The organism is Bacillus sp. B2-WWTP-C-10-Post-4, from assembly GCF_009183805.1.
Classification (GTDB): Bacteria; Bacillota; Bacilli; order Bacillales; family Bacillaceae_G; genus Bacillus_A; species Bacillus_A cereus.
In genome coordinates this window covers 220,761-245,912 of sequence record NZ_WEII01000001.1, presented here as the reverse complement: position 1 = coordinate 245,912, position 25,152 = coordinate 220,761, and the positions used below count along the sequence as shown (strand labels likewise).

The window sequence follows — 25,152 nt, the reverse complement described above, 5'->3', positions numbered from 1 at the left end:
TTTCTGAAAGTGAGAGGGGGATATATAAGTTATGTCAAAAAACATTTTAATTGTTGAAGATGAAGACATATTACGTGAAATATTAAAAGATTATTTTTTGAGTGAACAATATGTAGTGTTTGAAGCGAGGGACGGGAAAGAGGCTTTAGTTGTATTTGAAGAAGAAGAGGTTGATTTAGTTATTTTAGATATTATGTTGCCAGAACTCGATGGATGGTCTGTTTGCCGAAGGATTAGGAAGACGTCCGAGGTGCCTATTATTATGCTGACGGCGCGCGTAGATGAAGACGATACGTTACTTGGTTTTGAACTTGGAGCAGATGACTATGTGACGAAGCCGTATAGTCCTCCAATTTTATTAGCAAGAGCGAAACGATTATTAGAAAGTAGAAAAGCATCGAAGAAACCTTTAGAGAACGAAGATGATACGTTATCGATTCATGGCATCCATGTCCATTTTCCGTCGCGTACTGTTACTGTTGATGAGGCAGATGTTAGTTTAACGCATACGGAGTTTGAAATATTGGTGTATTTCATGAAAAATCAAGGAATCGTTTTAACGCGAGAGCAACTCATTTCAAGAATTTGGGGATATGAATTTGCTGGCGATGATCGAACGGTGAATAGCCATATTCGTAATTTAAGAAATAAATTAGGAGAGAAAGCAAAGTATATTACAACTGTAGTACGAACTGGTTATAAATTTGAGGGGAATGTATGAAGAAAGGAATTGTACTAAAATTATTTACTCTTACAACAGCATTATGTATGTTGATTTTAGCGACGATATTTATTGGACAAACGATATTTTTTAAACAATATTATGCGAATCGAAAAGTGGAAGATATTAAAGTAAATTTAAATTCCTTTGAGAAGAATTATTTAAATTATGCAGGAAATGCAGAAGAAATTCAGAAACTAGAGCAAGACTTTTTAAGAGAAAATAATACGTGGATTACGACATTAGATAAGAACGGGAATTTAAAACATGCAGATGATTTTTATTTTGAAGTAACGATAGATCGTAGGCAACAAAAGAGCTTTGGACAACAAATATTCAAAATTCCCTTAGGTAATCTCGTCAATATAGAGGAAATTGATAATAAATTATCAGAGCAGTTTTTAGGACAAGAAATTTATTTTTCTGGAGTGAGAAAAGAAGATAGTTTTATTCCATTCTCTTTTTCTTTATCTAAGCAGAATTTAAGCGGATCTAATAAACCGCTAGAAAAAGCGTTTAATGAGAAAATGAGTAAATTAGATCAAGAGAAAAAGAAAGCAGCTATGGAACAAGTTAGTAAGGAAAAGAAGCCAGCCGTTCAGGAGCAAGTTATCCAAGAACGAGATGCTTACATAGGGGGGCGTGTTACAAAAGTACAGTTACCAGATGTAAAAGGTCCTGTGAATCCAATTTATAAAAATGGCATCTTCTTAGATAGCATAAAAGAATTTCAAACTAATTTATTATTAAAAGAGAGCAAGCCCATACAATATACAACACAAACAATGGACTATGAAAAAAATGATATTAAATATAAATTATTAATCAAGCCAATAGAAAAAGACGGATCAGTAACATATATTTATGCGATGGCTTCTTTACAGCCCGTAGATGAAGCTGTACAAATGGTGCAAGATTACTATATCTATATCATTGCATTTGTAGTTGTTCTTATTTTTTTAGCTTCGTTCTATTACTCAAAACAAATTGCCAAACCGTTATTAAAAATAAATGATACGACGAAGAAAATAGCACAATTAGATTTTACAGAAAAAATACCGATTACTTCAAAAGATGAAATTGGAGATTTATCGAAAAATATTAATGTGCTATCAAATAAACTCCATTCCCATATTGGACAGTTAGAAGAAGATATTGAAAAGGAAAGAAAGTTAGAAAGGACGCGAAAAGAATTCATTTCTGGTGTTTCACATGAATTAAAAACACCGCTAAGTATTATGAAAAGTTGTATTTCCATTTTAAAAGACGGGGTAGCTGAGCATAAAAAAGAGTATTATTTTCAAGCGATGGAGAGAGAAGTAGACAAAATGGATACTTTAATTTTGGATATGCTTGAGTTAGCTAAATTTGAATCTGGTACATATAAAATGAAAAAGGATTCGTTTTATATTGATACAGTAATTGAAGATATATGTGAACATCTATCTGTGGAAATAGAGAAAAAAGAACTTCATGTTCATAAAAATATATGTTCATTTGAAGTGATTGCAAATCAAGGCCGGATTGAACAAGTCATCGTGAATTTCATTACGAATGCCATACGTTATACACCAAATAAAGAAGATATTATTATTTCTACAATAGATGAGAAGGATCGTATAAAAGTTTGTATTGAAAATAAAGGTACTCACATTGAAGAAGAACAATTAGATAAAATTTGGGATCGTTTTTATCGAGTGGATACAGCTCGTCAGCGTTCACAAGGTGGGACGGGACTTGGGCTTGCTATTTCTAAAAATATTTTAGAATTACACGATGCTGAATATGGAGTGAAAAATACAGAAGACGGTGTATTATTTTACTTTTACTTACCGAAAAAAGCGTAGATAATGCATGCTACGCTTTTTTAATTTATTTTCATATTATCTTTACCTAATCTTTATTTTTAATCAGTATAATTTGTTTAGAATATGAGGTTATGTAAGGAGTCGATGAACCGTGCATAGCAATTGGCTAAGTATAATGGTATTTATTTTCTTTTGCGCATTTATTGTATTTTTAATTAATATTACGATATGAAAAAAGAGCGCTCATTAAGCGCCCTTTTTTTGTGTATTCATTTGATAAGCACTGATGCTTTTGAATAAGCGTGGTGAAGTGATAAATAAAAATATAAGTAAAACGGTACATAGAATATAGGAACCAATCATTGTACTACCGTTAAATATTAAAGAATATAGGAAAGCCGATTGGCCTTTTGGTGCATATTGTCCCCAGAAAATGATACCAGCGATAAAGTGACAGAAGTAACGAGCTAAACTACCGATAAAAGTAGCGACGATAATGTATCCAATTACTTTCTTTCCTTGGTTTGGTTTTGATGAAGGTTTGTCTTTACGGTTACCTAAATTTGATTGCTCTTCGCTATTATCATTGGAAGTTAAAAGTGCTTTTTGAATTGGACGATAGAATAAACCAGCAAATCCAATGAATGCGAAAGCAACAAAGTATTCAATTAGTACTTGAATTGGTGTGACGATAATGGCATCGCCTACGACAATTTGTAATAATCCCCAAATTAGGCCCCCTAAGAAAGCCATTTTGAAGCCCCAGCGGTATGCGATAATAAAAATAGGAATCATAGCAAATGAAATGGAACCGCCTGTTGCTGATATTTTTATTGAAAGTGGTAAAATGTCGATGACCAAGGCGAAGGCTGCAAGAATAGCAGATTCGATCATCGCTTGTAAATTAGTGTTACGCATGTTGTCTCCCCCTAAATCCAAGTTGTACAAAAAAGAATAGATATCATAGGAGGATACGAAATACGTAAATAAAAATGAGGTATGTATTTCGGACGTTTGCACAATCCCTGCGTTAGCATTAACTAACAGGTTCGAAGGGTCGGAACGAAGTGTTCCCTCTCAGCGACATGGCTCCCCCAGTGATAACGAGATTCTTTATTTGCTATTGTTTATTGTAAGCGAAATGGATGAGAATGGCAAACGAATACAGTATGACAATAATTGAAATAGAATTGTAGCGAAATGTTAATAAATATGAAGCAAAAGGGTATAGTACAAGAGAAATTGGGTGTGGTATAATTTTTTTGAAAATAATTATCATTCTCTTCTGAGGGGGAAGGTTATGAGCTTAGTAGATATTAAAATTGGAGAGAAAGTGTTAGTAAAAAGTATTCAGTCTTTAGATCAGCTATTAAAGCGTAGACTAGCTGCTTTCGGTCTTGCTGAAGGAAGCGAACTTCGCCTGAAACAGAAAGCGATGTTTAAAGGTCCTTGTACATTGGAGTGTCGTGGACAGTTAATTAGTATTCGTCATTGTGACGCGAAAATGATAAAGGTGGAATTAGCGTGAATAAGGTAGCTTTGCTAGGGAATCCGAATACAGGGAAGACATCATTATTTAATGCACTTACTGGTTCTTATGAATATGTAGGAAACTGGAGCGGTGTAACAGTAGAAAAGAAGGTTGGTAAATTAAAAGATAGACAAGGAACATTAATTGATTTACCAGGTGTTTATGATTTAAATCCAGTTTCACGTGATGAAGGTGTTGTAACAAACTTTCTATTAACAGAAGAATTTAATCATATGTTAAATATCGTAGATTCCTCGCAGTTTGAAAGAAATATGCATTTAACGTTGCAGTTACTTGAATTTGGTAAGCCAGTCTCAATTGGTTTAAACATGGTTGATGTGGCGAAGCAAAGAGGAATTGTCATTGATGTAAAACGATTATCAGAACTATTAGGTGTAACAGTCGTTCCTGTTGTTGCAAGGAGTGGAAAAGGCTGTGAAGAACTGCTTACGACTCTTAAAGAAAATGACAAAAAAGAGAAAAAGCCATTCCTTATTTCATATGGTGTACAAATGGATGAAGGAATTGGAGAAGTAATTGCTCTTTTAGAGACAGTGAATTACGAGCAGCCGAGATGGTTAGCACTTCAATTTTTAAGCAATAACGAAGTAGTAGAAAAAGAAATGAAAGCATTACCAATTTATAAGGAACTCATAGCCATTCGATCTCGCTTAGAAGGAAAACTTGATTGTACGTTAGAAGAGCACATTTACAAAACTCGTGAAGCGTATATTGAAAAGTTAAAAACAAATGTTATGAAGCATGAGAAAGAAGGGAAAATTCCTTTTTCAGAAAAAATTGATAGATTAATTACACATAAAATTTTAGGACTTCCAATCTTTTTAGCAGTTATGTTTTTTATTTTTCAGGTTACGTTTACGTGGATTGGTACACCTTTATCTGATATGTTAGATGAGTTTTTTGGTGGCCAGCTTACGGATTGGGTGACGGCTGGACTTACAAGTATTGGAGCTTCTCAGTTTATTCAAGCACTCGTTACAGAAGGTATTATTGCCGGTGTTGGTGCTGTATTAGTATTCGTACCACAAATCTTTGCACTATTCTTTTTCATTTCATTATTAGAAGACTCAGGGTATATGGCGCGAATTGCGGTTGTTATGGATAGAATTATGGAGTTTTTCGGCTTAAACGGAAAAGCTTTTATTCCGATGATTATCGGTTTTGGATGTAACGTTCCAGGTATTATGGCTGCGAGAACGATTGAACAGGAGAAAGAACGTTTACTTACCATTTTAGTAACACCATTTATGTCTTGTTCAGCACGATTACCTGTATATGCATTATTTGCGGGCGTATTCTTCCCGCATAGTCAGGCGACTGTTGTATTTTCTTTATATGTTGCAGGGATTGTTCTTGCGTTATTAGTTACAAAAATTATGTCTCTTACGATTTTGAAAGCGGAAAAGTCTATTTTCGTAATTGAATTACCGCCTTACCGTGTGCCACAAGCGAAAACATTATGGCTGAGCACGTGGGAGAAAGGAAAAGGATTTGTTCGTAAAGCTGGTACATTCATCTTTGGTGGTTCGGTTGTCATTTGGTTATTAAACTATGCAGGTCCATCAGGATTTGGTGTTGATATGGGAGACAGTTACTTAGCGATGATTGGTGGATTTATCGCACCACTATTTGCACCGCTCGGCTTCGGAACGTGGCAAGCTGCAGCATCCCTTTTAACAGGATTTTTAGCGAAGGAAGTTGTCGTTTCAACAATGGCAATTATTTATGCAGTTAAAGAAGATGTGCTTGGAAACGTAATGGGAGCACATTATACAGCATTATCAGCTTATGCATTTATGTTCTTTATTTTATTATACGTTCCATGTTTAGCGACGGTGGCTGTTATTAAACGGGAAACAGGATCAGTGAAATGGACGATTTTCTCAGTCGTTTACCCGCTTGTTGTTGCTTATGTATTAACGCTTATTATATACCAAGTTGGATCTTTACTAGGATTCTAAAAGGAGATGTATAATGATGGTCAATATTATAATTGGAGCTATCATTTTTGGTTATGCAGCATACACGTTAGTTAATTTTGTAAAGAGAAGTAAAAAAGGAAAATGCGCAGCATGTTCTTTAAATAAGTCATGTCAGTCGAAAACTTGTAGTCCAGATATGGAACAAGTTGCTCATAATAAATAGAAAAAAGCTTTGCGAATGTCGCAAAGCTTTTTTGTTTTACTTTTTAATTTTTACAAGTTGAGAAGCTTCGACGCCGTTGTAACCAGGGAATTCTTTACTTGGGTCTTTATCAAATTTTAATACACCTACAGATTTTTCATCACCTTTTACATTGTTGTAAGTTGCGTCATCGACAATCGCATACATATCTGTATATGCACGGCCACTTCCGATAATTGTGTTGCCTTCATATTTTAATTTCGCTCCATCAAGTGTAGCATTTTCTACTTTTTCTTTTGCAAATAATACACCTTGTTCTGTTGTTACAGCTGGTAATTTATCAAGTGGTTTCGTGTTGTCTTTTTCATCAACTTTGCTCAGTAACTCTTTTTTCACTAGTTCCTCACCAGTTTTCTTATCCATTACAAGAACTTTTTTACCATCTAATGTTGTCATTTTCATTTTATAGAAGTCTTTTTCTTTCACTTCTTTTTTGTTTTTATCTGTAATTTGCTGAACTTGTTCTTCTGAGCCGTACAGTACAAAACCGTTCGCTTTCTCTCCTAATAAAGAACAACCTGATAATGCTCCAAGTGAAATTGCTGCTGCTAATCCGATTCCTACTAATTTTTTCATGATGATTTCTCCTTTTATATGTTTTATATTAAATACAATTTTTGTATTATTGCTTACAAGTGAAGAAGCTTGTTTGTTGCTTCTGGTATTAGTGTATAAGAAATATTAGAATGCAACTATCGAGTTAGCTTACAGTAACATTACACTTATGTAATTTAGTGAAATTGCATAAAAGTAAGTTAATTTCAAAAAGGGATAATGAGAATATATTAGAAATACAATATTGTATATAGAATGTCATATTATAATGGATGTATTTTGGAAATAACATGTAAGGACATATTAGTTTTGTTATAATAAACACATAGGCTGTAAAAATGAATATTCTTTACTGTAAAGGGAGATTTTTCAGTTTTCCAAGTAGTGAATTTGAAATATGAGGTATATCATAGGAGGAATTTAGATGTCTGTATTCAAACGATTAAGAGATTTAACAATGTCGAATGTATATTCATTAATTGAAAAAGCGGAAGATCCAGTTAAGATGACTGATCAATATTTACGCGATATGCAAGCGGATGTACAAGAAGCTGAGAAAAGTGTAGCAGCTCAAATCGCGCTTGAGAAGAAATTCAAAATATTATTTGAAGAGCAAGAAGCACTTGTGAAAAAACGTGAAGAGCAAGCTCATATGGCTGTTCAAGCTAATAACTTAGATCTTGCGCGCCGTGCACTAGAAGAGAAACAAAATGCAGAACAAAAAATGAATGAGTATAAAGCAAGCTACGAGCAAAATAAAGCTGCTGCTGATAACCTGCGCCTAAAGCTAGAAGAAATGCGCAAGCAATTAAATGAGCTGAAAAATAAACGTGAAACACTTGTAGCACGTGTAAATGCGGCGAAAGCACAAAAGAATATTAATCAGGCAATGTCTGGATTTGATTCAAACTCAGCAAAAGCTGGTTTAAGCCGTATGGAAGAGAAAGCTCTTCAATTAGAGGCTGAAGCAGAAGCAAGCGGTGAAGTTTATAAGAAAGAAAAATCATTAGATGATGAATTCGCAAGCTTAAACAAAAATTCTGCTGTTGACGATGAATTAGCTCGTATTATGAAGCAGTATGAGAAATAATATAGAATAGAGACAAATGAACCGACATGTCTAAATATATTCATGTCGGTTTTCTATTATATTTAGAGGAGGTTTTGCAATGACATGGATGAATGTAGTTGCCATGCTTGTATGGACTGGAGCGAGTGCAGTACTTTTATTTGCAATTATGTGGGTTGATTCAATTTTTACAAAATACAATGATTTAAAAGAAATTAAAAATGGAAATACAGCTGTAACAACTCGTTTTATTATGAAATTATTTGCACAAGGGTACATTTTATCCCAATCAATTACGAAAGCAAATGACTTATGGCAGGCACTTCTTGCTTCAGCAGTTTCTTTCGTTATTTTATTAGTGGTAGAAATGTTTATCGAATTTGTATTAAAGAAAATGTCTGGTCTTGATTTAGAAGAAGGTACGAAAGAAGGTAGCGTTGCACATGCGATGTTAGCCGGATCATTACATATTGTTGGTGCACTAATTTTAGGTGCTTGTTTATAAAGAGAAAAGGAGGGGTAGAGTATGAGTTTATTTAAACGAATAAAAAATATAATGAAAAGCCCAGAGCCACTGAAGCCGGAAAAAAGTCTTTTAACGTTAGCTCCTGGCGATATGATTGAAGTTTCATTAGTTATGTATGAATTAATTGGGAAAACGAGTATGCATTCGCGTAAGGAAATTGTTTTGACATTGCAAGATGGAAAAGATATTCATTATTTAAAAATTGAAGATCGTGAAAATACGTATTACAAATTATATACACCAATTGATGGTCGCTTAGATTCAATTGATGAAATTCCCACGACAATTGAAATGGATGATACCGAGTACCATATGGAAGAACAATATAACGGACGTGTTGTTGTGATGGGAAAAACTCCATTCTCAGCTTCAGAAGAACAGTACGTATGGGAATTCCAATCAGACAATCGAAAATTATTGCGTATTGAATGGCAAAATGGTCGCACAATGATGTATGAGGGAGAAGCAATCATTCCTGCTGATGTACAAATTATAAGAGCAACGTAAGGGGGCGTAATCATGTCAAACCGATTGTTTACCATGATTAAATCGTTTGTAATCCCTATACTTGCTATCGTTATATTACTTGTTGTTGCTGGTTATGCCTTATCAGGTTGTCAAGGCGGGCAGACAAAGTCGATTCAAGACCGTTATCCACTTGAATCTGTTGCCAAGGAAGGTAAACAAGAATCTTACGTGTATAGGGCCGCCAATCGGTCAGTTCCTGAAGTAGCGAAGGAACTCATTAACGAAAGAGAACCGAAGCAAGCATCTAAAGAAGACGAAAATCAAATGTTCCTCGTTTATTCTGATAAGATTTATAACCTGCAAAAGGATAAAGAGAAACCATCTGATACGTTAATTGAAATAAGTAATAAAGAATTTGTCCGTCAAAATTACCAACCGTCCTTTTTGCAAGGATATATTATGGGTAGCATATTAAACGATATATTCGGTTCACGAAAATCATCATACGGTGATTATCGAGGATATAACGATAGACAAAATCATAAACCAGTTATTCCAGAGAGACCACCTACAAAAGAAGAAAAGAAAACCCCACCTCCAATTACGAAGGAAGGGAAAGGGTCTATCATTAAGCGAGGCGATAATGTAGATTCGAAACCATCAGTAGGTGATAAGGGAAGTATTACTGAAAAAGGAAGTAATACGACGCCCCCACCTTCTACTGGAAGCAAGGGTAAAATTACAAAAACACCAGGCGGTTCAAGCGGATCAGATGTGAAGCCAAAATCATCTATTAAAACGCCGCCAAGGAACACATCTCCTCCGAAAACAAGGGTCGGTGGTTCAGGAAAAATTACAAAGAGAAGATAGTATAGAGACCGAAAAGTGTAAATTGCTTTTTGGTCTTTTTTTGTTATGGGAATTAATCCCTTTCAGTTGGTACGATTTATGCATAAGGGGGGAAGTAAAAATATATCAGCGATTATTAGAATATATCGACCGCAATTTAAAATATATCAGCGATTATTGGAATATATCGACCACAACTTAAAATATATCAGCGATTATTGGAATATATCGACTTACCGACAAAAACTGACAACGATAGCAACTTAATAATAAAAAGAGGGTGTGCCAAAATTTTGGCACACCCTCTTTTATATAACGATTAATGAATATCACGTTTCTTGAAATTACCGCCTTTTACTTCTGCTACGTCATAAACTGTAATAAAGGCGTGTGGATCGATTTCATTAATAAGTTCTTTCATTTTACTTTCTTCTAAACGGTTAATTACGCAAGAAATTTCTTTGAATTTCTCTCTTGAATAACCACCGTATACTTCGTTATATGTTGCACTTCGGCCTAAACGATCGCGAATTGTTTCTACCATTAATTCAGGCTCTTTTGTAATAATTTTAAATGCTTTTGAACCACTTAAACCAACTTCAACGATATGAATCACTTTCGAAGCGATAAAGTAAGCAATTGCCGAAAGGATAGCTCCTTGAAGACCGAATACCGTTGATACGAAAATAAATACGAACATGTTTAAGAATAAAATAAGGTCACTCGTTCCAAATGGTAACTTACGAGAAAGCAATACAGCAAGCATATCGATTCCATCTAATGCCCCACCGTTACGTAATGCTAGTCCCATACCAAAACCGATGATAATACCACCAACAACTGTAACTAATAATGTATCGCCTTCAATAATAGCTGGTATTCCGTGCATGACAACGGTACCTACTGCTAATGAAGCAATTCCGATAATAGAATAAATCGCAAAGCTTTTACCGATTTGCTTATACCCTAACCAAACGAAAGGAATGTTAATAACTGCGATTAGAGCTCCTAATGGCAATCCAAATAATCTTGAACTAACGATACTTAAACCAGTCACACCACCGTCTGATACGTTATTTGGAATTAATACTGCTTCTAATCCGTACGCTGTGATAAATGCCCCAATAATAATCATCAAAGCTTTTGAAGCAATTTTTAGCTTATTGGGCTTGTTTTTGATAATTTTCTCCATATAATTTCCTCGTTTCAAACTAGTTTCTTATTTGTTACGTCATTCACACCTAAATTTTATTTTAACATTTAATTTGAAAAAATTCTCCTTTAATGGATGTATGCAGGGAATATTATCACCATATTATCTTTAAAATATTTTTGAAATTAGTATAAGAAATCCCATCCTTTCAAAGGATGGGATGCTATTAAGAAAATATAAAACTAAGTATTGATACGAATAGAGCGAAACCTAAAATAGTTCCACATATTTTCATATGGCGCTTACGTCCCATTACGACAATCGCAACATATTCGCGAATCATTGCGTTAGGCCAGTAATAAAATGCAGTTTTTGACCCGATTCCTTGGCTATTAAGACCAGCTTGTCTAGCGTATATGCCAGCGCGGAAAAGGTGGAAATTATTTGTGGTAAAAATACTTTTATATTTACCTTCAGGTTTTAAAGAATCCATAATTTCTTTAGAGAACAACATATTTTGATATGTGTTTACAGAGCGATTTTCTTGCACTGTATGTTCAAGAGGAATTCCTTTTTCAACAGCATAATTTTGCATTGCTTCTGCCTCTGGAAGACCTTCATCTGGACCTTGACCACCAGAGAAAATAATTGTTGGTGGTGTATTTACAGCTGCTTGTTTCCAATAGAAGTCGATAGCTTTATTAATGCGGCTTGCAAGTAATGGTGGTACTTTATCATTAATTAAGCCGCTACCAAGAACGATGATGAAATCTTGATTACGTCTTGGTCTGTTGAATTGGTATAAAAAATATGCACTTAAGAAGTTAGATAAGTGTATAAAGAAATATATGGTTATAAGAGAAATTCCACCAAAAATAGGTTGCAAATGTGATGAGAAGAAACTTGCTGGACTTATGAAAAGGAATAATATAGAGAATAAAATACCTAAAGCAGCAATAAGTGTTAAACAGTTAGTAAAACGTCGTCCTTCTCGTTTCATTAAAATTCTCGCATTCAGAAATAGCCCAAACATTAAAGCAACAACACCGAAAGGAATCATAACGATCACTGCTAAAATAGGTAAGACTATTATGTAGCCTAGGATAGTATTACTTGAGTCCCAAGAGACAAGTATACAAAACAGAAGGAAAAAACAGAAAAAGGCATTAAATAAAAAGCCGTTTATTATTTTTCGTGGATCTTTTAAATAGGAGATAAGAAAAATAATAAACAATATAAGAGGAATAATTCCAAAATACATAAATATAGTACACCTCAATTTGTATAATAATTTGACATATCCTTTATATTACATGATTTTATAATTGAAAATGAAAGAAAAAATGATTTAGAATTTTCTCAATAAAATATATAGATACATATGTTACAATGTATGTAAAGCGATATATTAAAAGTAAAATGGTTGAAAAGGCACTCAGTAGAGTGCTTTTTCTTTTTGTATGCAATTGTGCATATTATATTTTTTTTCAAATGAAGAGGATTACAATATAATTTGTAGACAGACTTTATAAAGCAGAATTTAATACAAACATTTCCCTCTACTTTTTGTATCTAACAATCGTATAACAATAAATAATTCTGTTTTATAGTGTCTGTTTTTGAAATGTGTCTTTTTTGAAGGCACCTTTTTTATTAGTATAGATAGTTTTCACTGTTAGCGTAGTGTAAACTATCTATACTAAACATTAGCAATCTTCCGTATAAATATTATCAATTTACTATATATTCCAGTGGTGTTAACCTACATATGAAAGGCTTTCTTTTTCAAAATATTACCCCTAATAAAATTTTGAAGAAGTCAACTGTCTCCAAACTTGTCTTTATGCTTAAAGAAAAAGCACTCAAATTGAGTGCTTTTTCTTATTGAAACATGCTATTTTTCTAGGCGATTTTCATAAAATAAAAGTAAAGAAATGAAAGTGGGTGACAAAATGCCGGCAGTTGTGGAAGGTGTTATTATTGAAAATTGCAATGGAACAATTAATGTAGGGGATAAATATAACGTACAGCCGATTGAAAAGACGAAGGCTTATAATGGATCGGGGTCATCAAATACAGGAATGAAAGTACAAACGTTTAGCGGGATTAGTACAGCTGATGTATGGGATAATGATGTAAATGATCAGGGGATACAGTTTACTTTATAGCACAATATGTAAAATTGCATAAAATGATGAAGTTGCCCTATGATACAATCTAGCTGTGAGCTGTTAATGATTCTTCTATAGTGTAGTTGTTAGATTAGAAATATAACATCTTATCGAAAATCATACGTACAAAAAAAGACACTTCAAACGAAGTGTCTTTTTTATTTTAGTGATATCCTTTAGCAGAGTCTTTATGAATTTTATTTTTAAAGATACTGTAGCTCCAAAGCTGATATCCAATAACGATTGGTACCATGATCATTGCAACGAAGAACATAATTTTTAAGTTTAATTGACTACCAGCTGCGTTGTATAACGTTGTACTGTATGCATCGTTAATACGAGATGGTAACATTCTTGGGAACATACCTGCAAAGCCAGTTGTCATAAACATTGCGATTGTTAGGCAAATGAATGTGAATGCAAGGCCAATTTTATGTTTGTACACCATAATAAGTGCGAGTACACTCATTAGCATTGCAAGTACTGGAAGAATGAATAGTACCGGATATTCCGTAAAGTTTTGGAATAAGTTTGTCCGATTAGCAGTTGCTACATAGAAGATAGCTAAAATAATAGCTGCTGCCATTGAAAATGGTCTTGCGATTTTATAAGCACGGTCGGATACTTCACCAGTCGTTTTAATCATGACCCAAAGGGCACCGGATACGACAAATATAGCAGTGAAGAAAAGACCACCTAATATACCGTAATGGTTTAGTAAGCTAAGTAAATTTCCTTCATAGCCATTTTTTCCGATTTGTAGTCCGTAATAAAGATTAGCGAATGTAACACCGAATAAGAAGGCGATTAGGAAACTGCCAATTGCAAATGCCCATTTACAAGTTTTTTGCCAAATTGGTGAATCATCTTTATGCATGAATTCCAGTCCAGCGGCACGAGCAAATAGTGCAAGTAATACTAAGAATAACGGTGTATATAAATAACTAAACATATTAGCATATGTGACTGGGAAGGCAGCAAATGTTGCGCCACCAGCTGTAATTAACCATACTTCATTACCGCCCCAGAACGGGCCAATTGCTTCTTGTAATTGATTTCGTTCTTGTCGGTCTTTCGTAACGAAAGGAAAAATCATTCCGTTACCAAGTGCATACCCGTCAAGAATGAAGTAAACTGTCCAAATCACGCCCCATAAACCGAACCAGATGATTGCAAGCATATCATGAGACATGAGCCACACCTCCCTCAGTAGCAGGTTCTTCTAATGCGGCAGGTCCTTTTTTCGCGAACTTCAGCATTAAGTATACGTCTGCGATTAAAAGTAAAGTGTAGAATAAAATTAAACTAATTAATGAGAACCAAATTTGCGGGACAGATATAGGTGATACAGATTCTGCTGTACGCATTAGTTTATATACTGTCCATGGTTGACGACCTACTTCAGCGACAATCCATCCTGCGTTAATTGCGATATAAGGAAGTAAGACAGACCATATTGTAATTTTTAAATAACGTTTTGAGTTTTCTAGTTTTCCTTTTCGGTTTAAATAGAAGCCATACCAAGTTAATGCCATAAAGAACATACCGAGTGCAACCATTAAGCGGAAGCTATAATACACAAGGTTAACATTTGGACGTTCATCTTTCGGAATATCTTTTAAACCAACAATTTCGCCATCAAATGAATTTGTGTAGAAGAAGCTTCCGAGTTTTGGAATCGTAAGGAATTCAAAGTTCTTCTCATTTTTTACATCAGGAATTTGAACAATTGAGAAGCCTTGTCCTTTTCCAGTTTCCCAAACTGCTTCCATCGCAGCTCCTTTTGCGGGTTGATATTTAGCTGCTGATACACCAGATTGATGTCCCATAAACGGTGTAATTGTTGCGGCGAATAAGCCTAACATTAAACCAAACTTAAATGATTTTTTGAAGAATTCTACTTCATTTTTACGTAATAAGTGATAGGCACTAATTGCCATAACGAAGAAAGCACCTACGATATAACAACCAACTACAGTATGGAAGAACATATTCCAAGCGTATGGATTCGTAACGAGTGCCCAGAAATCATTTAATTCAGCGCGGCCGTTACGTACTACGTAGCCAACAGGATTTTGCATAAAGCCGTTTGCTGTAATAATCCAAAGTGCGGAAATGTTTGTTCCAAGTGCAACCATCCACATACAGAAGGCACGGAACTTTGGTGAAATTTTGTCTTTACCGAATAACCATATTCCCATGAAAGTAGATTCTAAGAAGAAGGCAACGAGTGCTTCGATTGCGAGAGGTGATCCGAAAATGTCTCCCATATATTTGGAGTACTCAGACCAGTTTGTTCCAAATTGGAATTCCATCGTAATCCCGGTTATAATCCCCATTACGAAGTTAATTGTAAATAATTTACCCCAGAAATTTGCCATTTTACGGTATGTTGGATTCAATGTGCGGGCGTATTGAGTTTCCATACATGCTACTAAAATGACAAGTCCGATTGTCAAAGGTACAAATAAAAAGTGATAAAAAATAGTAATTGCAAATTGAAAACGACTTAGTAACAGAACGTCGGACATAATAAATATTCACTCCTTTTTTACATTATCTACAATCAGTTTATAGTGAAAATACGTTTAAAGTATGTGAAACTTGTTACAAAGATGTGTGTATATTTTGAAAGAATTATGTCGATTATCTGAAAATATCTTATTTTTACTATAAAGCGATATCCTTTTTGAGTTTTTCATATTTTGGTACACTATTTATGTAGTGTAAACGAGAGAAAAGAGGGTCCTTTACTATGAAGTCATTAGAAGAGATTTTGCAGTACAATGAGAAATTTGTTGAAGAGAAAAAATATGAAGAGTTTGTAGCGGGGAAATTTCCAAACAAAAAGATGGTAATTATTTCTTGTATGGATACACGACTTGTTGAACTATTACCAAAAGCGATGAATATGCGTAACGGTGATGTGAAAATTATTAAAGTAGCAGGCGCTGTTATTTCACATCCATTTGGAAGTATTATGCGTAGTATTTTAGTCGCTGTATACGAACTTGGCGCTGATGAAGTATGTGTAGTTGGTCACCATGATTGTGGTATGGCAAAAATTCAAGCAAGCAGTACGATTGAGAGAATGAAAGAACGCGGTATAACAGAAGAGAAATTAGATATGCTTCGTTATTCTGGAATCGATTTAGAACAATTCTTGCGTGGTTTCTCTAGTGTGGAAGAAAGTGTAGAACATAGCGTATCAGTACTTCGCAACCACCCATTACTTCCGGAAGAAGTACCTGTTCACGGTCTTGTTATAGATCCTGATACAGGAAAATTAGATTTAGTTGTGAATGGTTACGACAATTAAGAATTTACTTTGTCATCCTTTTTATCTGGGACAGGATCAAATCCTCCCGGGTGGAAAGGGTGACATTTTAATATACGCTTACAAGTAAGCCAAAAGCCTTTGAGTGCACCATGTTTTTGAAACGCCTCTAATCCATAATGAGAACAAGTTGGATAAAAGCGGCATGTTGGTGGTGTCATCGGAGAAATGAACTTTTGATAAAAGCGTATAATCCCAATAAAAATCTGTTTCATAACGGTCTCCTTTTCAGCATATTCTTAAAGTATTATAGCACGACTGTACATAATACTTTACTAATGTGCATTTCCGTTATATCATATTGGATATAACGGAATTAAATTAAAAGCGGGAGAGATGTTGTATGCCATCAGTAGAAAGCTTTGAATTAGATCATACGATTGTAAAGGCACCTTATGTAAGACATTGCGGAGTTCACAATGTAGGTAGTGACGGTATTGTAAATAAATTTGATATTCGTTTCTGTCAACCGAATAAACAAGCAATGAAACCAGATGTTATTCATACGTTAGAGCATTTATTAGCATTTAATTTACGTAAATATATTGATCGTTATCCGCATTTTGATATTATCGATATTTCACCGATGGGCTGCCAAACAGGATATTATCTTGTAGTGAGCGGAACGCCGACAGTTCGAGAAATCATTGATTTATTAGAACTAACATTAAAAGATGCGGTTCAAATTACAGAAATTCCGGCTGCAAATGAAACGCAATGTGGTCAAGCGAAGCTTCACGACTTAGAAGGAGCACAACGCTTAATGAACTTCTGGTTAAGCCAAGATAAAGATGAACTTGAGAAAGTTTTTGGATAAAAAGAAAAACTGCCTGTGAAAGGGCAGTTTTTTATTTTATTAAGAGCGAACATGTTCTTTTTTTATGAAAGTATACTAGACACTCCAACATATAAAACAAAGGCAGAACAGAGAAAATAAACAAATGCTTTCGTTTTTTGCTGCTTCTTTATTTCATCGATTCCAAAAAGGATACACATAATACTTAAAAGGATAGACACGTAAGGTAAAAGAATAGTGAAGTTTGCAAAGAAGCTAAATAGGGCGAGAGAAAGAGCGATAGTGGCGATTATAATTTGAATGTTTTTTAACATGGAATCCCCCTTAAGTAGAAAGAAATAGTTACTGAGAGAAAATAATTATAAATGCTAAATTGGTCAAAATTTCATTCTACATATAACGAAAGTAGTTTGATATTAAAAAGAAGAATATGAGACTGGAAACGAAAAAATACGGGATACTCATTGATTTTCGTCCGGATTTCAATTCATTAATTCCTAGAAGAATAAAGAAACAACTGAGAATAAATTGTACGTATGGGAGAAGTGAAAAATTATCGGTAACATGGATATAAGTGCTTAGAATGAGTAAGAGAAGCATGAGAAATGCTAAAAAACTCCGTAATATAGTTAGAGTTAGCATTGTATAGCCTCCTTTAGACCATTTACTAGAATATTTCTGTGAAACCAATAAATAAAGCAGCGGCCCCTGCTAGTAGAGCGAGCAGACTACCTCCTGTTTGTCGTTTTAATATTTCCTCTAAACTTATGGTGAGGGCCATACCTCCTAAAAAGATGAACATATAAGGCATTATTTCTCTACTACCAGTAAAAAATCCATAGATTGCTATAGATAAGGCAATAAGTGATAAAGTAATCCGACCCCCTTTTAGCATAAAAGACCTCCTCTATTTTATGTAGGTAATAATGAGAACTATCCAAATGAAAGCACCGGCAATAATACAAATAAATCCAGTTGCTGCCTCCTTTTTCTTTATTTGTTCAAATGCGATGAGAAACATTAAAGCCCCTAATAGAAATTGTGAAAGAGGTAAAAAATTATTTTGACCTGTATATAATCCAATTGCCGACATAACGATCACAGTGAGTGCTACTATGATGCGAAGTATACGAAGCATATTAGGAATTCTCCTTATTCTTTTTTGTATAAGGATTGTCTTCTAGTTTATCGACGGAATGTTTATAAGCATAGCCTTTATTAATTGTCATGATGGAGAGTACGAGGATGATTAGGACGATGATAATACCGATAATTAATATTTTGAACATAAAATCCCTCCTTTTCTTTATTTTACATAATTTTGTAATTGATGAAAACAATAGAAAATAAAAGGATGAAAGAAGGGTGTTACATGGAGACGAAAAAAACATATTATATATCAATAGGAAATGGTCAAATTTCACAAGTGAAGACGGCAGATACGTATAATTTTGAGATTTCCGCAAATGATGAGGAAATTACGGAATTAAGAGAGCACTTTGATCAAGCATATGTAGAAGATTTAGGGTCATTTGTACGCTCCCACGTTCCATTTGTTGAGTATCATCACGATTCAAATAATGACCGATATGATGAACAACTACAAAAAGCATATAAAATGATTTACGATTTAGGAAATCATGAGACGAAAGAATTAGTCGCGCAAATGGGAATAATCAATGGATTGTAATTGGATAATATTATGCAGAAAAGCGAGAATATGCTACAATTTGTGGTAGGAAAAACTTGTAACCATCAATAGGGGAGTAATGGCATGTACAAATTTAAAGATTATTACCACAACACTGTACAATTATCGTTTGAACGTTATCCATTTTCTCCTGAGCCAAAGCATGTTTGGGTTGTATGCCGGTACGGGGATCAATGGTTATTAACGCATCATTTACGTCGCGGTCTTGAATTTCCAGGTGGTAAAGTAGAACTAGGGGAAACACCGGAAGAAGCGGCAGTTCGAGAGGTTCATGAAGAAACCGGCGGCATAGTTTCTGATTTAACTTACTTAGGACAATACAAAGTATCTGGAAAAGACAAAATAATCATTAAAAACATTTATTTTGCAACAATTAGTGCGGTAGAAGAACATACGCATTACGAAGAAACGAAAGGGTCTGTTTTATTAAAAGACATTCCTGACAACATTAAAACGAATAGAAAATTTAGCTTTATAATGCGCGATGACGTATTAGCGCGTACGATGAAACATATAGAAGAAATCGGCTGTTTTACGAAGTAAAGTAGCCGGTTTCTTTTTTTGTATGTAAGAATAAATGTAAATATATCTTTACATTATTTTGGGTATATTATACAATTTTGTAAAGATATATTTACATTTTAGGAGGGGGAAGATGGATAAAAGAAAAGAAACGACTGTTACTGTTTCGATGGTTAAATTAAACTTTTCTTTATTTTTTATAATAATTGCTTTGTCGTTTGGAATTGGTTATTTGCATATATTTCTTTCAGGTGGGGTTCAAGTTGAAGTTACATTATTAACGATGTTTCTTTTTATTATCGCAATGATTGTTCTCGTTTGTATTCATGAGGCGATACATTTAATTGGCTTTCGCTATATCGGAGGTGTTCCGTGGAGTGAACTAAAATGGGGCGTTAATTGGAAATTAGGTGTTGCATATGCTCATTCTAAACAGGCGGTTACAGTAAAGCAAATGAAGAAAGTGTTAATGCTTCCGTTTTTACCAACTGGAATTTTGCCAATTGTATTGGGAGTAGCTATGAATCTGGAGCCACTCTCATTTTTAGGAATTCTACTAACAGGAGGTTGTATCGGTGACATTGCCGTATATCAAAAAGTTTCAAAGTTTCCAGATGATGCGCTAGTAAAAGATCATCCGAGTAAACCTCAGTTTACAGTGTATGAATAATAAGAGGAGGCGTTTGTGAAAAACGCCTCCTCTTATTATTGTTACTTTTGGTTGGTGAATTGATATATTGTGAAAATCGCTGATATAATTTATTTGTTATTATTGTGTTGATACCTCCACCTCTAAAAACGAAAGCACCCCCAACAAATCATCTACGATACGTGAATGCTTAAAATCACCCCAAAACGAATCTTTTTTCCAAACACCAAGAATCCCTACTTGTTCAGAACCAAGCACATCGTTTTCTGGATGATCTCCAACATAAAGACATTCTTCTGCCTTCACATCTAGTCTTTGCAAAGCACGTTCGAAAATTTCAGGATGAGGTTTTTTAATACCTTCAGCTTCTGAAACGAGAATGGTGTTTGTATACGTATGTATATGTAGTGCTCGAAGGTTGCTCATCTGAAATTCAGTAAAACCATTTGTAATAATACCAATTTTAATGTTTCGCTGTTTTAACTGTTGAAGTAGTTCATGCGTGTTTTTGAAAGGAATACAATGATGTTGGAAGTTTGTAATATAGTCGTGTAGTAGTTGTTCTTGCGTTAAAGTAGTAATGTTGTATTCGGAAAGGAGAGTAGCATATACTTTATCCTTCCACGTATAGCCATTATTATCGAGTTCAAGAAATCGAGAACAATACTTTGATTTCTCTATGCTCTTCAAATGTGAGGCGAAGCGATTATATTGCTCACAAATAAATTGTTCTAAAGATTGGCGCCGATCTAATAGTGTTCCATCTAAGTCGAATAAGATTGCACGAATCATGGGAAGCCTCCTTGCAGTTTTTATAATTAATTATCGCATATTCGCAAAAAAATGATTATGATATTTTGTAGAATGGAATAATGGGGGATTGTATGAAGAAACTGTATGGCAAGTTAGTGTGTTGTATTATAGCAAGCAGTTTAGTTGCAGGATGCGAGAGTGCTATCGAGGTTACGAAAGAAAAAGAAATTTGTAAAACAGAAGAAGAGTGCACGCAAATAGGAGATAAAACATTACAAAAAGTATATAAAAAGATAGAGGGACTTTCAGAACTTGAAAAAGTAGAGGATTATGACATAGAAGAGTATGAAAGTATGAATATGAAAGAGGCGGAACAGAAAAAAGAAGAGGATGACAATTACTTCTTTTTAGCTTCTTATTATATCGATGATGATGAAATTGTAGATCCTTATTTTGAGAAATTGGATCGTAAGAGATTGAATAAAGTTTTTGCAGATGATAAAGTAGCAAAAGATGATTTGTTAAGCCAGCGGCAAGATAGAGAGTATCATGAAACGTTATGGGACATGTATCGCACTCTCATTCCAGTGAAATATCGTGAGAATATAACAGGGTTGGATTTAATAACGGATGGTTATGACGGCGTTGTTGCCCATGTCATGCCAAGTATGGATGACCCGAGAGATTGGTTGCTTAGTTTAGACGTGCTCGATTCTGGGGTGAATATAGATGAAGTGATGAAAACATTAATTCATGAAACGGCTCACGTATTAACGATTGGGCATAAACAAGTACCAGTGGATAGGAAATATTTAGAGGCGTTTGATGAAGAGAAAGACATTTCATCATATCGAAATAAATGTAACACGGTGTTCTTGAAAAATGGATGTGCGAGAAAAACTTCGTATATTAACCAATTTTATAATGAATTTTGGAAACCAATTGAGCAAGAGTGGACAGAAAAGAAAGTAGAAGAAAGTGAAGAGGCACAAATTGAATTTTATAAAGAAAAGCATGATGATTTTGTATCGCTGTATGGAACAACAAATGTAACGGAGGATATCGCAGATACATTTACAGCGTTCATTTTACAAGATTCAAAAAAGGTGAAAGAAGGAACAGAGTTAAAATATAAAAAAATTGCTTTCTTCTATCAGTTCCCTGAGCTTGTAAAAATGAGAGCGGAAGTGCTGTCGGGATTATATGATGTTTCAAAAACGATAGAACAACAAAGTGGAGACTAATGTGAGTTATGCTTTCGATATAGTTTCGTTAAAGAAAAGCGTGAAGAATTTTTAATTCTTTGCGTTTTTTTATGTTGATAAAATTGAAAATTCTGTATTTTTATTAAAAAGAAGAAGGAACTTGCGGTATAAAATAGAATTAGTATAAAAATGTCACAATTTAGACACAATTATAATGCGCGTGTTGTAGGGACTATAAGTTTACTCTCGAGGAGGTAATGAAACGTATGAAAACGATTCTTGCTGTTGCTGGTCTCATTTGGGTAATGTCTCACGGTTTTCCGATTTTTGAAGGGGAGCAAATTCGTAGTGCTTTGAATGAAAAGTTTAATGATTATCATGTGATAGATCGAAAAGATAATGTCGTTACAGTACGTGTGAAAGACTGTTTCCATACAGTTACGGTTGCGGATGGAAACATTACAAATGAAACGAAAATGTGTGATAAAAGGTAAAAGAAAGAAGCTGACTATAGCGCACTGTTTTGAGTCAGCTTCTTTTTCTTTTTCCAATTAGAATTTTTTCAAATGCCTCAACAAATACATACATAAGAGTTGCAAGAACACATGTGAGTAGTACGCTAAGTAAGACGAGTGTGAAGTTAAAGACTTGGAATCCGTAGCTAATTAAGTAGCCAAGTCCTTGTTTGGAAACGAGAAGTTCTCCGAAAATAACACCGACCCAGGATAAACCAACATTTACTTTTAACGTTGAGATAATTGCTGGAAAGGATGCAGGGAGAACGACTTGCTTATAACATTGCCATTTATTTGCGCCAAATGTGTCCATCACTTTTATATAGTTAGAATCGACTTCTTGAAATGCACTGTAAATAACGAGAATGGTAATGATGATGGAAATGATTACTCCCATTGCGATAGAAGATGAAATGTTTGGACCGAAAATAACGATGATGATTGGACCGAGTGCAACTTTTGGCATTGCATTTAGGACGACGAGGTAAGGATCAAGTACGCGGGCTAGAAGTGGCATCCACCAAAGAAATGTGGCAATAATAGCACCGAGTACCGTTCCGAGAATGAAACCTACTCCTGTTTCCAGCAATGTCGTCCATATGTGGACCCAAAGTGAACCGTCGATCCATTTCGTTAAGAAGAGATCCCAAATACTCGAAGGAGAACTAAAGAGCAAAGGATCGATCCATTCTTTTTTGCTAGCTATTTCCCATAGTGCAAAGAAAAGAATAAGTAGTAAAAGCTGTAATGAGCGAGCAATCCAAGCACGCCTGCGTTCTTTCTTTCGAAATTGTTCATGTAGTTGTTTTATATTATCCAAGTCGTTCCAGCTCCTTCCATATATCTTGAAAGAGGGCTGGGAAATCGTAGTGATGGCGTGCTTCTAACGGTGATAAAGAACGGATACTTTCCGGGACGATAAAGGTTTTTGCGATTTTTCCAGGATTCGCTTGCAGTAAATAAATACGATCACTCATCGCAATCGCCTCTTCAATATCGTGAGTAACAAGTAGTGATGTTTTCTTATATTTATTTAGTAAGTTGAAAACGAGTTCTTCTAGTTTTAATTTCGTTTGATAATCGAGTGCGGAGAATGGTTCATCTAGTAATAAAATTTTCGGATCAGTTGCTAACGTTCGAACGAGAGCAGCACGTTGACGCATACCGCCGGATAGTTCACGAGGATATTGTCCTTCTACCCCATGTAGACCGACTTGTTGTAAAAGATTTAAAGTATGTTCTTTCATCTGTTCATCATAAATCTTTCGAATATGAAGTCCAAGCATAATATTTTCTTCAATCGTTTTCCACGGGAATAAGTAATCTTGCTGCAACATATATCCCATAGATGAAGTTTTCGTTGTAATTGGTTCACCATCTAAAAAGACGATACCATCAATTGGATCAAGTAGTCCAGCAATGATTGAGAGGAGCGTTGTTTTACCGCAACCACTTGGGCCGAGTATAGAAATAAATTCGCCTTCTTCCACTTGTAAGCTCATATCTTCGAGAATAAGTTTGGCGTTCTCTTTTGCGAAAAAACAGTGAGAAACGTTACGTATTTGTAAAAAACTCATACACTTCGCCTCTATTTCTTAATAACGCTTTCGGCAATTTTTGTATTGACGAGCGCTTCATGTGGGACTTCTTTTTGTAATTCACCAGCGTCTTTCATAATAGTTTGGAGTTGTTTCCATTCTTCCGCATCTAGTAGTGGATTTGTCGCATAAGAATGTTGTTTTTTATACCGTTCAATTACTTTTACTGTAATGTCTTTTGAAGTGTCTTTAAATAGCGGAGAAACAGCATCAGCAATCTCTTCTGGACTATGTGTATCAACCCATTGCTGTGCTTTATAGAGCGCACGTGTGAACTTTTCAGCAGCAGCTTTATCTTTCTTTAAGAAACTTTCTTTTGCCATGAACGTTGTATAAGGAACAGTACCAGATTCATTTCCGAATGAAGCGACGATATAACCTTTACCTTCTTTTTCGAATATGCTTGCAGTCGGTTCAAAGAGCTGCACAAACTCTCCTGTACCAGATGCAAAGGCATTTGCAATATTAGCAAATTCGATATTTTGAATTAAGTTCGTATCTTTCCGAGGATCAATGCCATTTTTCTTTAAAACGTATTCCCCAACCATTTGCGGCATGCCGCCTTTACGTTGTCCTAAAAATGTAACACCTTTTACGTCATTCCAATTAAAAGAGTCTAGTTTTTTACGTGAAACTAAAAATGTCCCATCTGTTTGTGTAAGCTGTGCAAAGTTAATGACAGGGTCTTTCGCTCCTTGTTGATGAACGTAAATAGACGTTTCAGAACCGACGAGAGCAATATCAATTCCGCCAGATAATAGGGCGGTCATCGTTTTATCGCCACCAGCTGTTGTTTGTAGGTCAATATTTAGTCCTTCATCTTTAAAAAATCCTTTTTCAATCCCGACATATAATGGGGCATAGAAGAGAGAATGGGTAACTTCGCCAACGCGAATGTTTTGAGTTTGTTCTCTCGTACTTTCTTTTTTACTACTACAAGCAGCAAAAGTAAAAACAGCTAGTAACATGATGCAAAAAATCGCGATTAATTTTTTCACTATATAACACCT

32 protein-coding genes and 1 riboswitch are annotated in these 25,152 nt (G+C 34.8%); of the genes, 17 read left to right on the top strand and 15 right to left on the bottom strand.

Annotated elements, in window-relative coordinates; all coding sequences use genetic code 11:
* Positions 1-31 precede the first annotated feature (31 nt).
* Both GBN78_RS01345 and GBN78_RS01340 read left to right on the top strand, forming a co-directional pair.
* Positions 32-721, top strand: a complete 690-nt coding sequence (locus tag GBN78_RS01345; RefSeq protein WP_000041848.1) for a response regulator transcription factor — start codon at positions 32-34, stop codon at positions 719-721.
* Entirely contained in the window at positions 718-2,568 is a 1,851-nt protein-coding gene (locus GBN78_RS01340) for a sensor histidine kinase (RefSeq protein WP_070184435.1), read from the top strand. Before GBN78_RS01345 ends, GBN78_RS01340 begins: the two co-directional genes overlap by 4 nt.
* Positions 2,569-2,775: 207 nt before the next feature.
* On the opposite strand, the gene GBN78_RS01335 is transcribed toward GBN78_RS01340, so the two are convergent.
* Positions 2,776-3,447: an energy-coupled thiamine transporter ThiT gene (locus GBN78_RS01335; protein WP_001246570.1), complete on the bottom strand. Its 672-nt coding sequence runs from the start codon at positions 3,445-3,447 to the stop codon at positions 2,776-2,778.
* Between the two features lie 86 nt (positions 3,448-3,533).
* Positions 3,534-3,635: riboswitch (TPP riboswitch) on the bottom strand.
* 194 nt (positions 3,636-3,829) lie between these two features.
* On the opposite strand from GBN78_RS01335, the gene GBN78_RS01330 reads away from it, so the two are divergent.
* The 3 genes from GBN78_RS01330 to GBN78_RS01320 are packed head-to-tail and all read left to right on the top strand — an operon-like array spanning position 3,830 to position 6,226.
* Entirely contained in the window at positions 3,830-4,057 is a 228-nt protein-coding gene (locus GBN78_RS01330; RefSeq protein WP_000060512.1) for a FeoA family protein, read from the top strand.
* Entirely contained in the window at positions 4,054-6,042 is a 1,989-nt protein-coding gene (feoB, locus tag GBN78_RS01325; protein WP_070184434.1) for a ferrous iron transport protein B, read from the top strand. Before GBN78_RS01330 ends, feoB begins: the two co-directional genes overlap by 4 nt.
* Positions 6,043-6,055: 13 nt before the next feature.
* A complete protein-coding gene (locus tag GBN78_RS01320; protein ID WP_000989593.1) occupies positions 6,056-6,226 on the top strand; it encodes a FeoB-associated Cys-rich membrane protein in 171 nt (56 codons plus the stop codon).
* A gap of 36 nt (positions 6,227-6,262) precedes the next feature.
* Here the strand turns inward: GBN78_RS01320 and GBN78_RS01315 are convergent, their stop codons facing one another.
* Positions 6,263-6,841: a lipoprotein BA_5634 family protein gene (locus GBN78_RS01315; RefSeq protein ID WP_000737502.1), complete on the bottom strand. Its 579-nt coding sequence runs from the start codon at positions 6,839-6,841 to the stop codon at positions 6,263-6,265.
* Between the two features lie 403 nt (positions 6,842-7,244).
* Here GBN78_RS01315 and GBN78_RS01310 point away from each other — a divergent pair, with 403 nt between their 5' ends.
* The 4 genes from GBN78_RS01310 (at position 7,245) to GBN78_RS01295 (ending at position 9,753) form a co-directional block, all read left to right on the top strand.
* Positions 7,245-7,910 carry a PspA/IM30 family protein gene (locus GBN78_RS01310; RefSeq protein ID WP_000110280.1) on the top strand — a complete coding sequence of 222 codons (666 nt, stop codon included), beginning with the start codon at positions 7,245-7,247 and terminating at the stop codon, positions 7,908-7,910.
* A gap of 79 nt (positions 7,911-7,989) precedes the next feature.
* Positions 7,990-8,394, top strand: coding sequence for a DUF350 domain-containing protein (locus tag GBN78_RS01305; protein ID WP_000220087.1), 405 nt, complete (start codon positions 7,990-7,992; stop codon positions 8,392-8,394).
* Between the two features lie 21 nt (positions 8,395-8,415).
* Complete coding sequence (locus tag GBN78_RS01300; RefSeq protein ID WP_070184432.1) at positions 8,416-8,922, top strand: DUF4178 domain-containing protein; 507 nt, start codon at positions 8,416-8,418, stop codon at positions 8,920-8,922.
* A gap of 12 nt (positions 8,923-8,934) precedes the next feature.
* Entirely contained in the window at positions 8,935-9,753 is an 819-nt protein-coding gene (locus GBN78_RS01295; RefSeq protein ID WP_000071190.1) for a DUF4247 domain-containing protein, read from the top strand.
* A gap of 298 nt (positions 9,754-10,051) precedes the next feature.
* Here the strand turns inward: GBN78_RS01295 and GBN78_RS01290 are convergent, their stop codons facing one another.
* Both GBN78_RS01290 and GBN78_RS01285 read right to left on the bottom strand, forming a co-directional pair.
* Complete coding sequence (locus GBN78_RS01290; RefSeq protein ID WP_000411244.1) at positions 10,052-10,924, bottom strand: YitT family protein; 873 nt, start codon at positions 10,922-10,924, stop codon at positions 10,052-10,054.
* 187 nt (positions 10,925-11,111) lie between these two features.
* Positions 11,112-12,146, bottom strand: coding sequence for a YdcF family protein (locus GBN78_RS01285; protein WP_002098000.1), 1,035 nt, complete (start codon positions 12,144-12,146; stop codon positions 11,112-11,114).
* A gap of 673 nt (positions 12,147-12,819) precedes the next feature.
* On the opposite strand from GBN78_RS01285, the gene GBN78_RS01280 reads away from it, so the two are divergent.
* Positions 12,820-13,053: a spore germination protein gene (locus GBN78_RS01280; protein WP_002005871.1), complete on the top strand. Its 234-nt coding sequence runs from the start codon at positions 12,820-12,822 to the stop codon at positions 13,051-13,053.
* Positions 13,054-13,219: 166 nt separating this feature from the next.
* On the opposite strand, the gene cydB is transcribed toward GBN78_RS01280, so the two are convergent.
* Positions 13,220-14,248, bottom strand: a complete 1,029-nt coding sequence (cydB, locus tag GBN78_RS01275; RefSeq protein ID WP_000017658.1) for a cytochrome d ubiquinol oxidase subunit II — start codon at positions 14,246-14,248, stop codon at positions 13,220-13,222.
* Positions 14,238-15,587 (bottom strand): cytochrome ubiquinol oxidase subunit I, encoded by a 1,350-nt coding sequence (cydA, locus tag GBN78_RS01270; protein ID WP_001286188.1) that lies wholly within the window; start codon positions 15,585-15,587, stop codon positions 14,238-14,240. The genes cydB and cydA overlap by 11 nt, the downstream gene beginning before the upstream one ends.
* Before the next feature lie 224 nt (positions 15,588-15,811).
* Here cydA and GBN78_RS01265 point away from each other — a divergent pair, with 224 nt between their 5' ends.
* Positions 15,812-16,375 (top strand): beta-class carbonic anhydrase, encoded by a 564-nt coding sequence (locus tag GBN78_RS01265; protein ID WP_000838164.1) that lies wholly within the window; start codon positions 15,812-15,814, stop codon positions 16,373-16,375.
* Here the strand turns inward: GBN78_RS01265 and yidD are convergent.
* The gene (gene yidD / locus GBN78_RS01260; RefSeq protein WP_000809334.1) at positions 16,372-16,608 is read right to left on the bottom strand and encodes a membrane protein insertion efficiency factor YidD; all 237 of its coding nucleotides are present in this window, start codon (positions 16,606-16,608) and stop codon (positions 16,372-16,374) included. The genes GBN78_RS01265 and yidD overlap by 4 nt on opposite strands.
* 128 nt (positions 16,609-16,736) lie before the next feature.
* Here yidD and luxS point away from each other — a divergent pair, with 128 nt between their 5' ends.
* Positions 16,737-17,210: an S-ribosylhomocysteine lyase LuxS gene (luxS, locus tag GBN78_RS01255; RefSeq protein ID WP_001141371.1), complete on the top strand. Its 474-nt coding sequence runs from the start codon at positions 16,737-16,739 to the stop codon at positions 17,208-17,210.
* Between the two features lie 62 nt (positions 17,211-17,272).
* On the opposite strand, the gene GBN78_RS01250 is transcribed toward luxS, so the two are convergent.
* From GBN78_RS01250 to ytzI, 4 genes are all read right to left on the bottom strand, one after another.
* Entirely contained in the window at positions 17,273-17,503 is a 231-nt protein-coding gene (locus GBN78_RS01250; RefSeq protein WP_000916673.1) for a YczI family protein, read from the bottom strand.
* 353 nt (positions 17,504-17,856) lie between these two features.
* A complete protein-coding gene (locus GBN78_RS01245; protein ID WP_000911652.1) occupies positions 17,857-18,084 on the bottom strand; it encodes a DUF3953 domain-containing protein in 228 nt (75 codons plus the stop codon).
* A 12-nt stretch (positions 18,085-18,096) separates the two neighbouring features.
* Positions 18,097-18,327: a DUF3953 domain-containing protein gene (locus GBN78_RS01240; protein ID WP_000944456.1), complete on the bottom strand. Its 231-nt coding sequence runs from the start codon at positions 18,325-18,327 to the stop codon at positions 18,097-18,099.
* 1 nt (position 18,328) lies between these two features.
* Entirely contained in the window at positions 18,329-18,478 is a 150-nt protein-coding gene (gene ytzI / locus GBN78_RS01235; RefSeq protein WP_000472791.1) for a YtzI protein, read from the bottom strand.
* Positions 18,479-18,561: 83 nt separating this feature from the next.
* On the opposite strand from ytzI, the gene GBN78_RS01230 reads away from it, so the two are divergent.
* From GBN78_RS01230 to GBN78_RS01220, 3 genes are all read left to right on the top strand, one after another.
* Positions 18,562-18,879, top strand: a complete 318-nt coding sequence (locus tag GBN78_RS01230) for a hypothetical protein (protein ID WP_000448409.1) — start codon at positions 18,562-18,564, stop codon at positions 18,877-18,879.
* Between the two features lie 84 nt (positions 18,880-18,963).
* On the top strand, positions 18,964-19,443 hold the full coding sequence (gene mutTA / locus GBN78_RS01225) for an antimutator 8-oxo-(dGTP/GTP)ase (RefSeq protein WP_000276385.1): 480 nt from the start codon (positions 18,964-18,966) through the stop codon (positions 19,441-19,443).
* 112 nt (positions 19,444-19,555) lie between these two features.
* Positions 19,556-20,092 carry a DUF3267 domain-containing protein gene (locus tag GBN78_RS01220; RefSeq protein ID WP_000361291.1) on the top strand — a complete coding sequence of 179 codons (537 nt, stop codon included), beginning with the start codon at positions 19,556-19,558 and terminating at the stop codon, positions 20,090-20,092.
* 99 nt (positions 20,093-20,191) lie between these two features.
* Here the strand turns inward: GBN78_RS01220 and GBN78_RS01215 are convergent, their stop codons facing one another.
* Entirely contained in the window at positions 20,192-20,863 is a 672-nt protein-coding gene (locus tag GBN78_RS01215) for an HAD family hydrolase (RefSeq protein ID WP_000617253.1), read from the bottom strand.
* 92 nt (positions 20,864-20,955) lie between these two features.
* Here GBN78_RS01215 and GBN78_RS01210 point away from each other — a divergent pair, with 92 nt between their 5' ends.
* On the top strand, positions 20,956-22,068 hold the full coding sequence (locus tag GBN78_RS01210; RefSeq protein WP_000737831.1) for a hypothetical protein: 1,113 nt from the start codon (positions 20,956-20,958) through the stop codon (positions 22,066-22,068).
* A 227-nt stretch (positions 22,069-22,295) separates the two neighbouring features.
* The gene (locus GBN78_RS01205) at positions 22,296-22,523 is read left to right on the top strand and encodes a hypothetical protein (RefSeq protein WP_000849112.1); all 228 of its coding nucleotides are present in this window, start codon (positions 22,296-22,298) and stop codon (positions 22,521-22,523) included.
* A 34-nt stretch (positions 22,524-22,557) separates the two neighbouring features.
* Here GBN78_RS01205 and GBN78_RS01200 read toward each other — a convergent pair whose 3' ends face one another.
* The 3 genes from GBN78_RS01200 to GBN78_RS01190 are packed head-to-tail and all read right to left on the bottom strand — an operon-like array spanning position 22,558 to position 25,140.
* Entirely contained in the window at positions 22,558-23,364 is an 807-nt protein-coding gene (locus tag GBN78_RS01200; RefSeq protein WP_000368771.1) for an ABC transporter permease, read from the bottom strand.
* On the bottom strand, positions 23,357-24,121 hold the full coding sequence (locus GBN78_RS01195) for an ABC transporter ATP-binding protein (protein ID WP_000009029.1): 765 nt from the start codon (positions 24,119-24,121) through the stop codon (positions 23,357-23,359). Before GBN78_RS01195 ends, GBN78_RS01200 begins: the two co-directional genes overlap by 8 nt.
* An 11-nt stretch (positions 24,122-24,132) precedes the next feature.
* On the bottom strand, positions 24,133-25,140 hold the full coding sequence (locus GBN78_RS01190; RefSeq protein WP_152126889.1) for an ABC transporter substrate-binding protein: 1,008 nt from the start codon (positions 25,138-25,140) through the stop codon (positions 24,133-24,135).
* Positions 25,141-25,152: the final 12 nt, after the last annotated feature.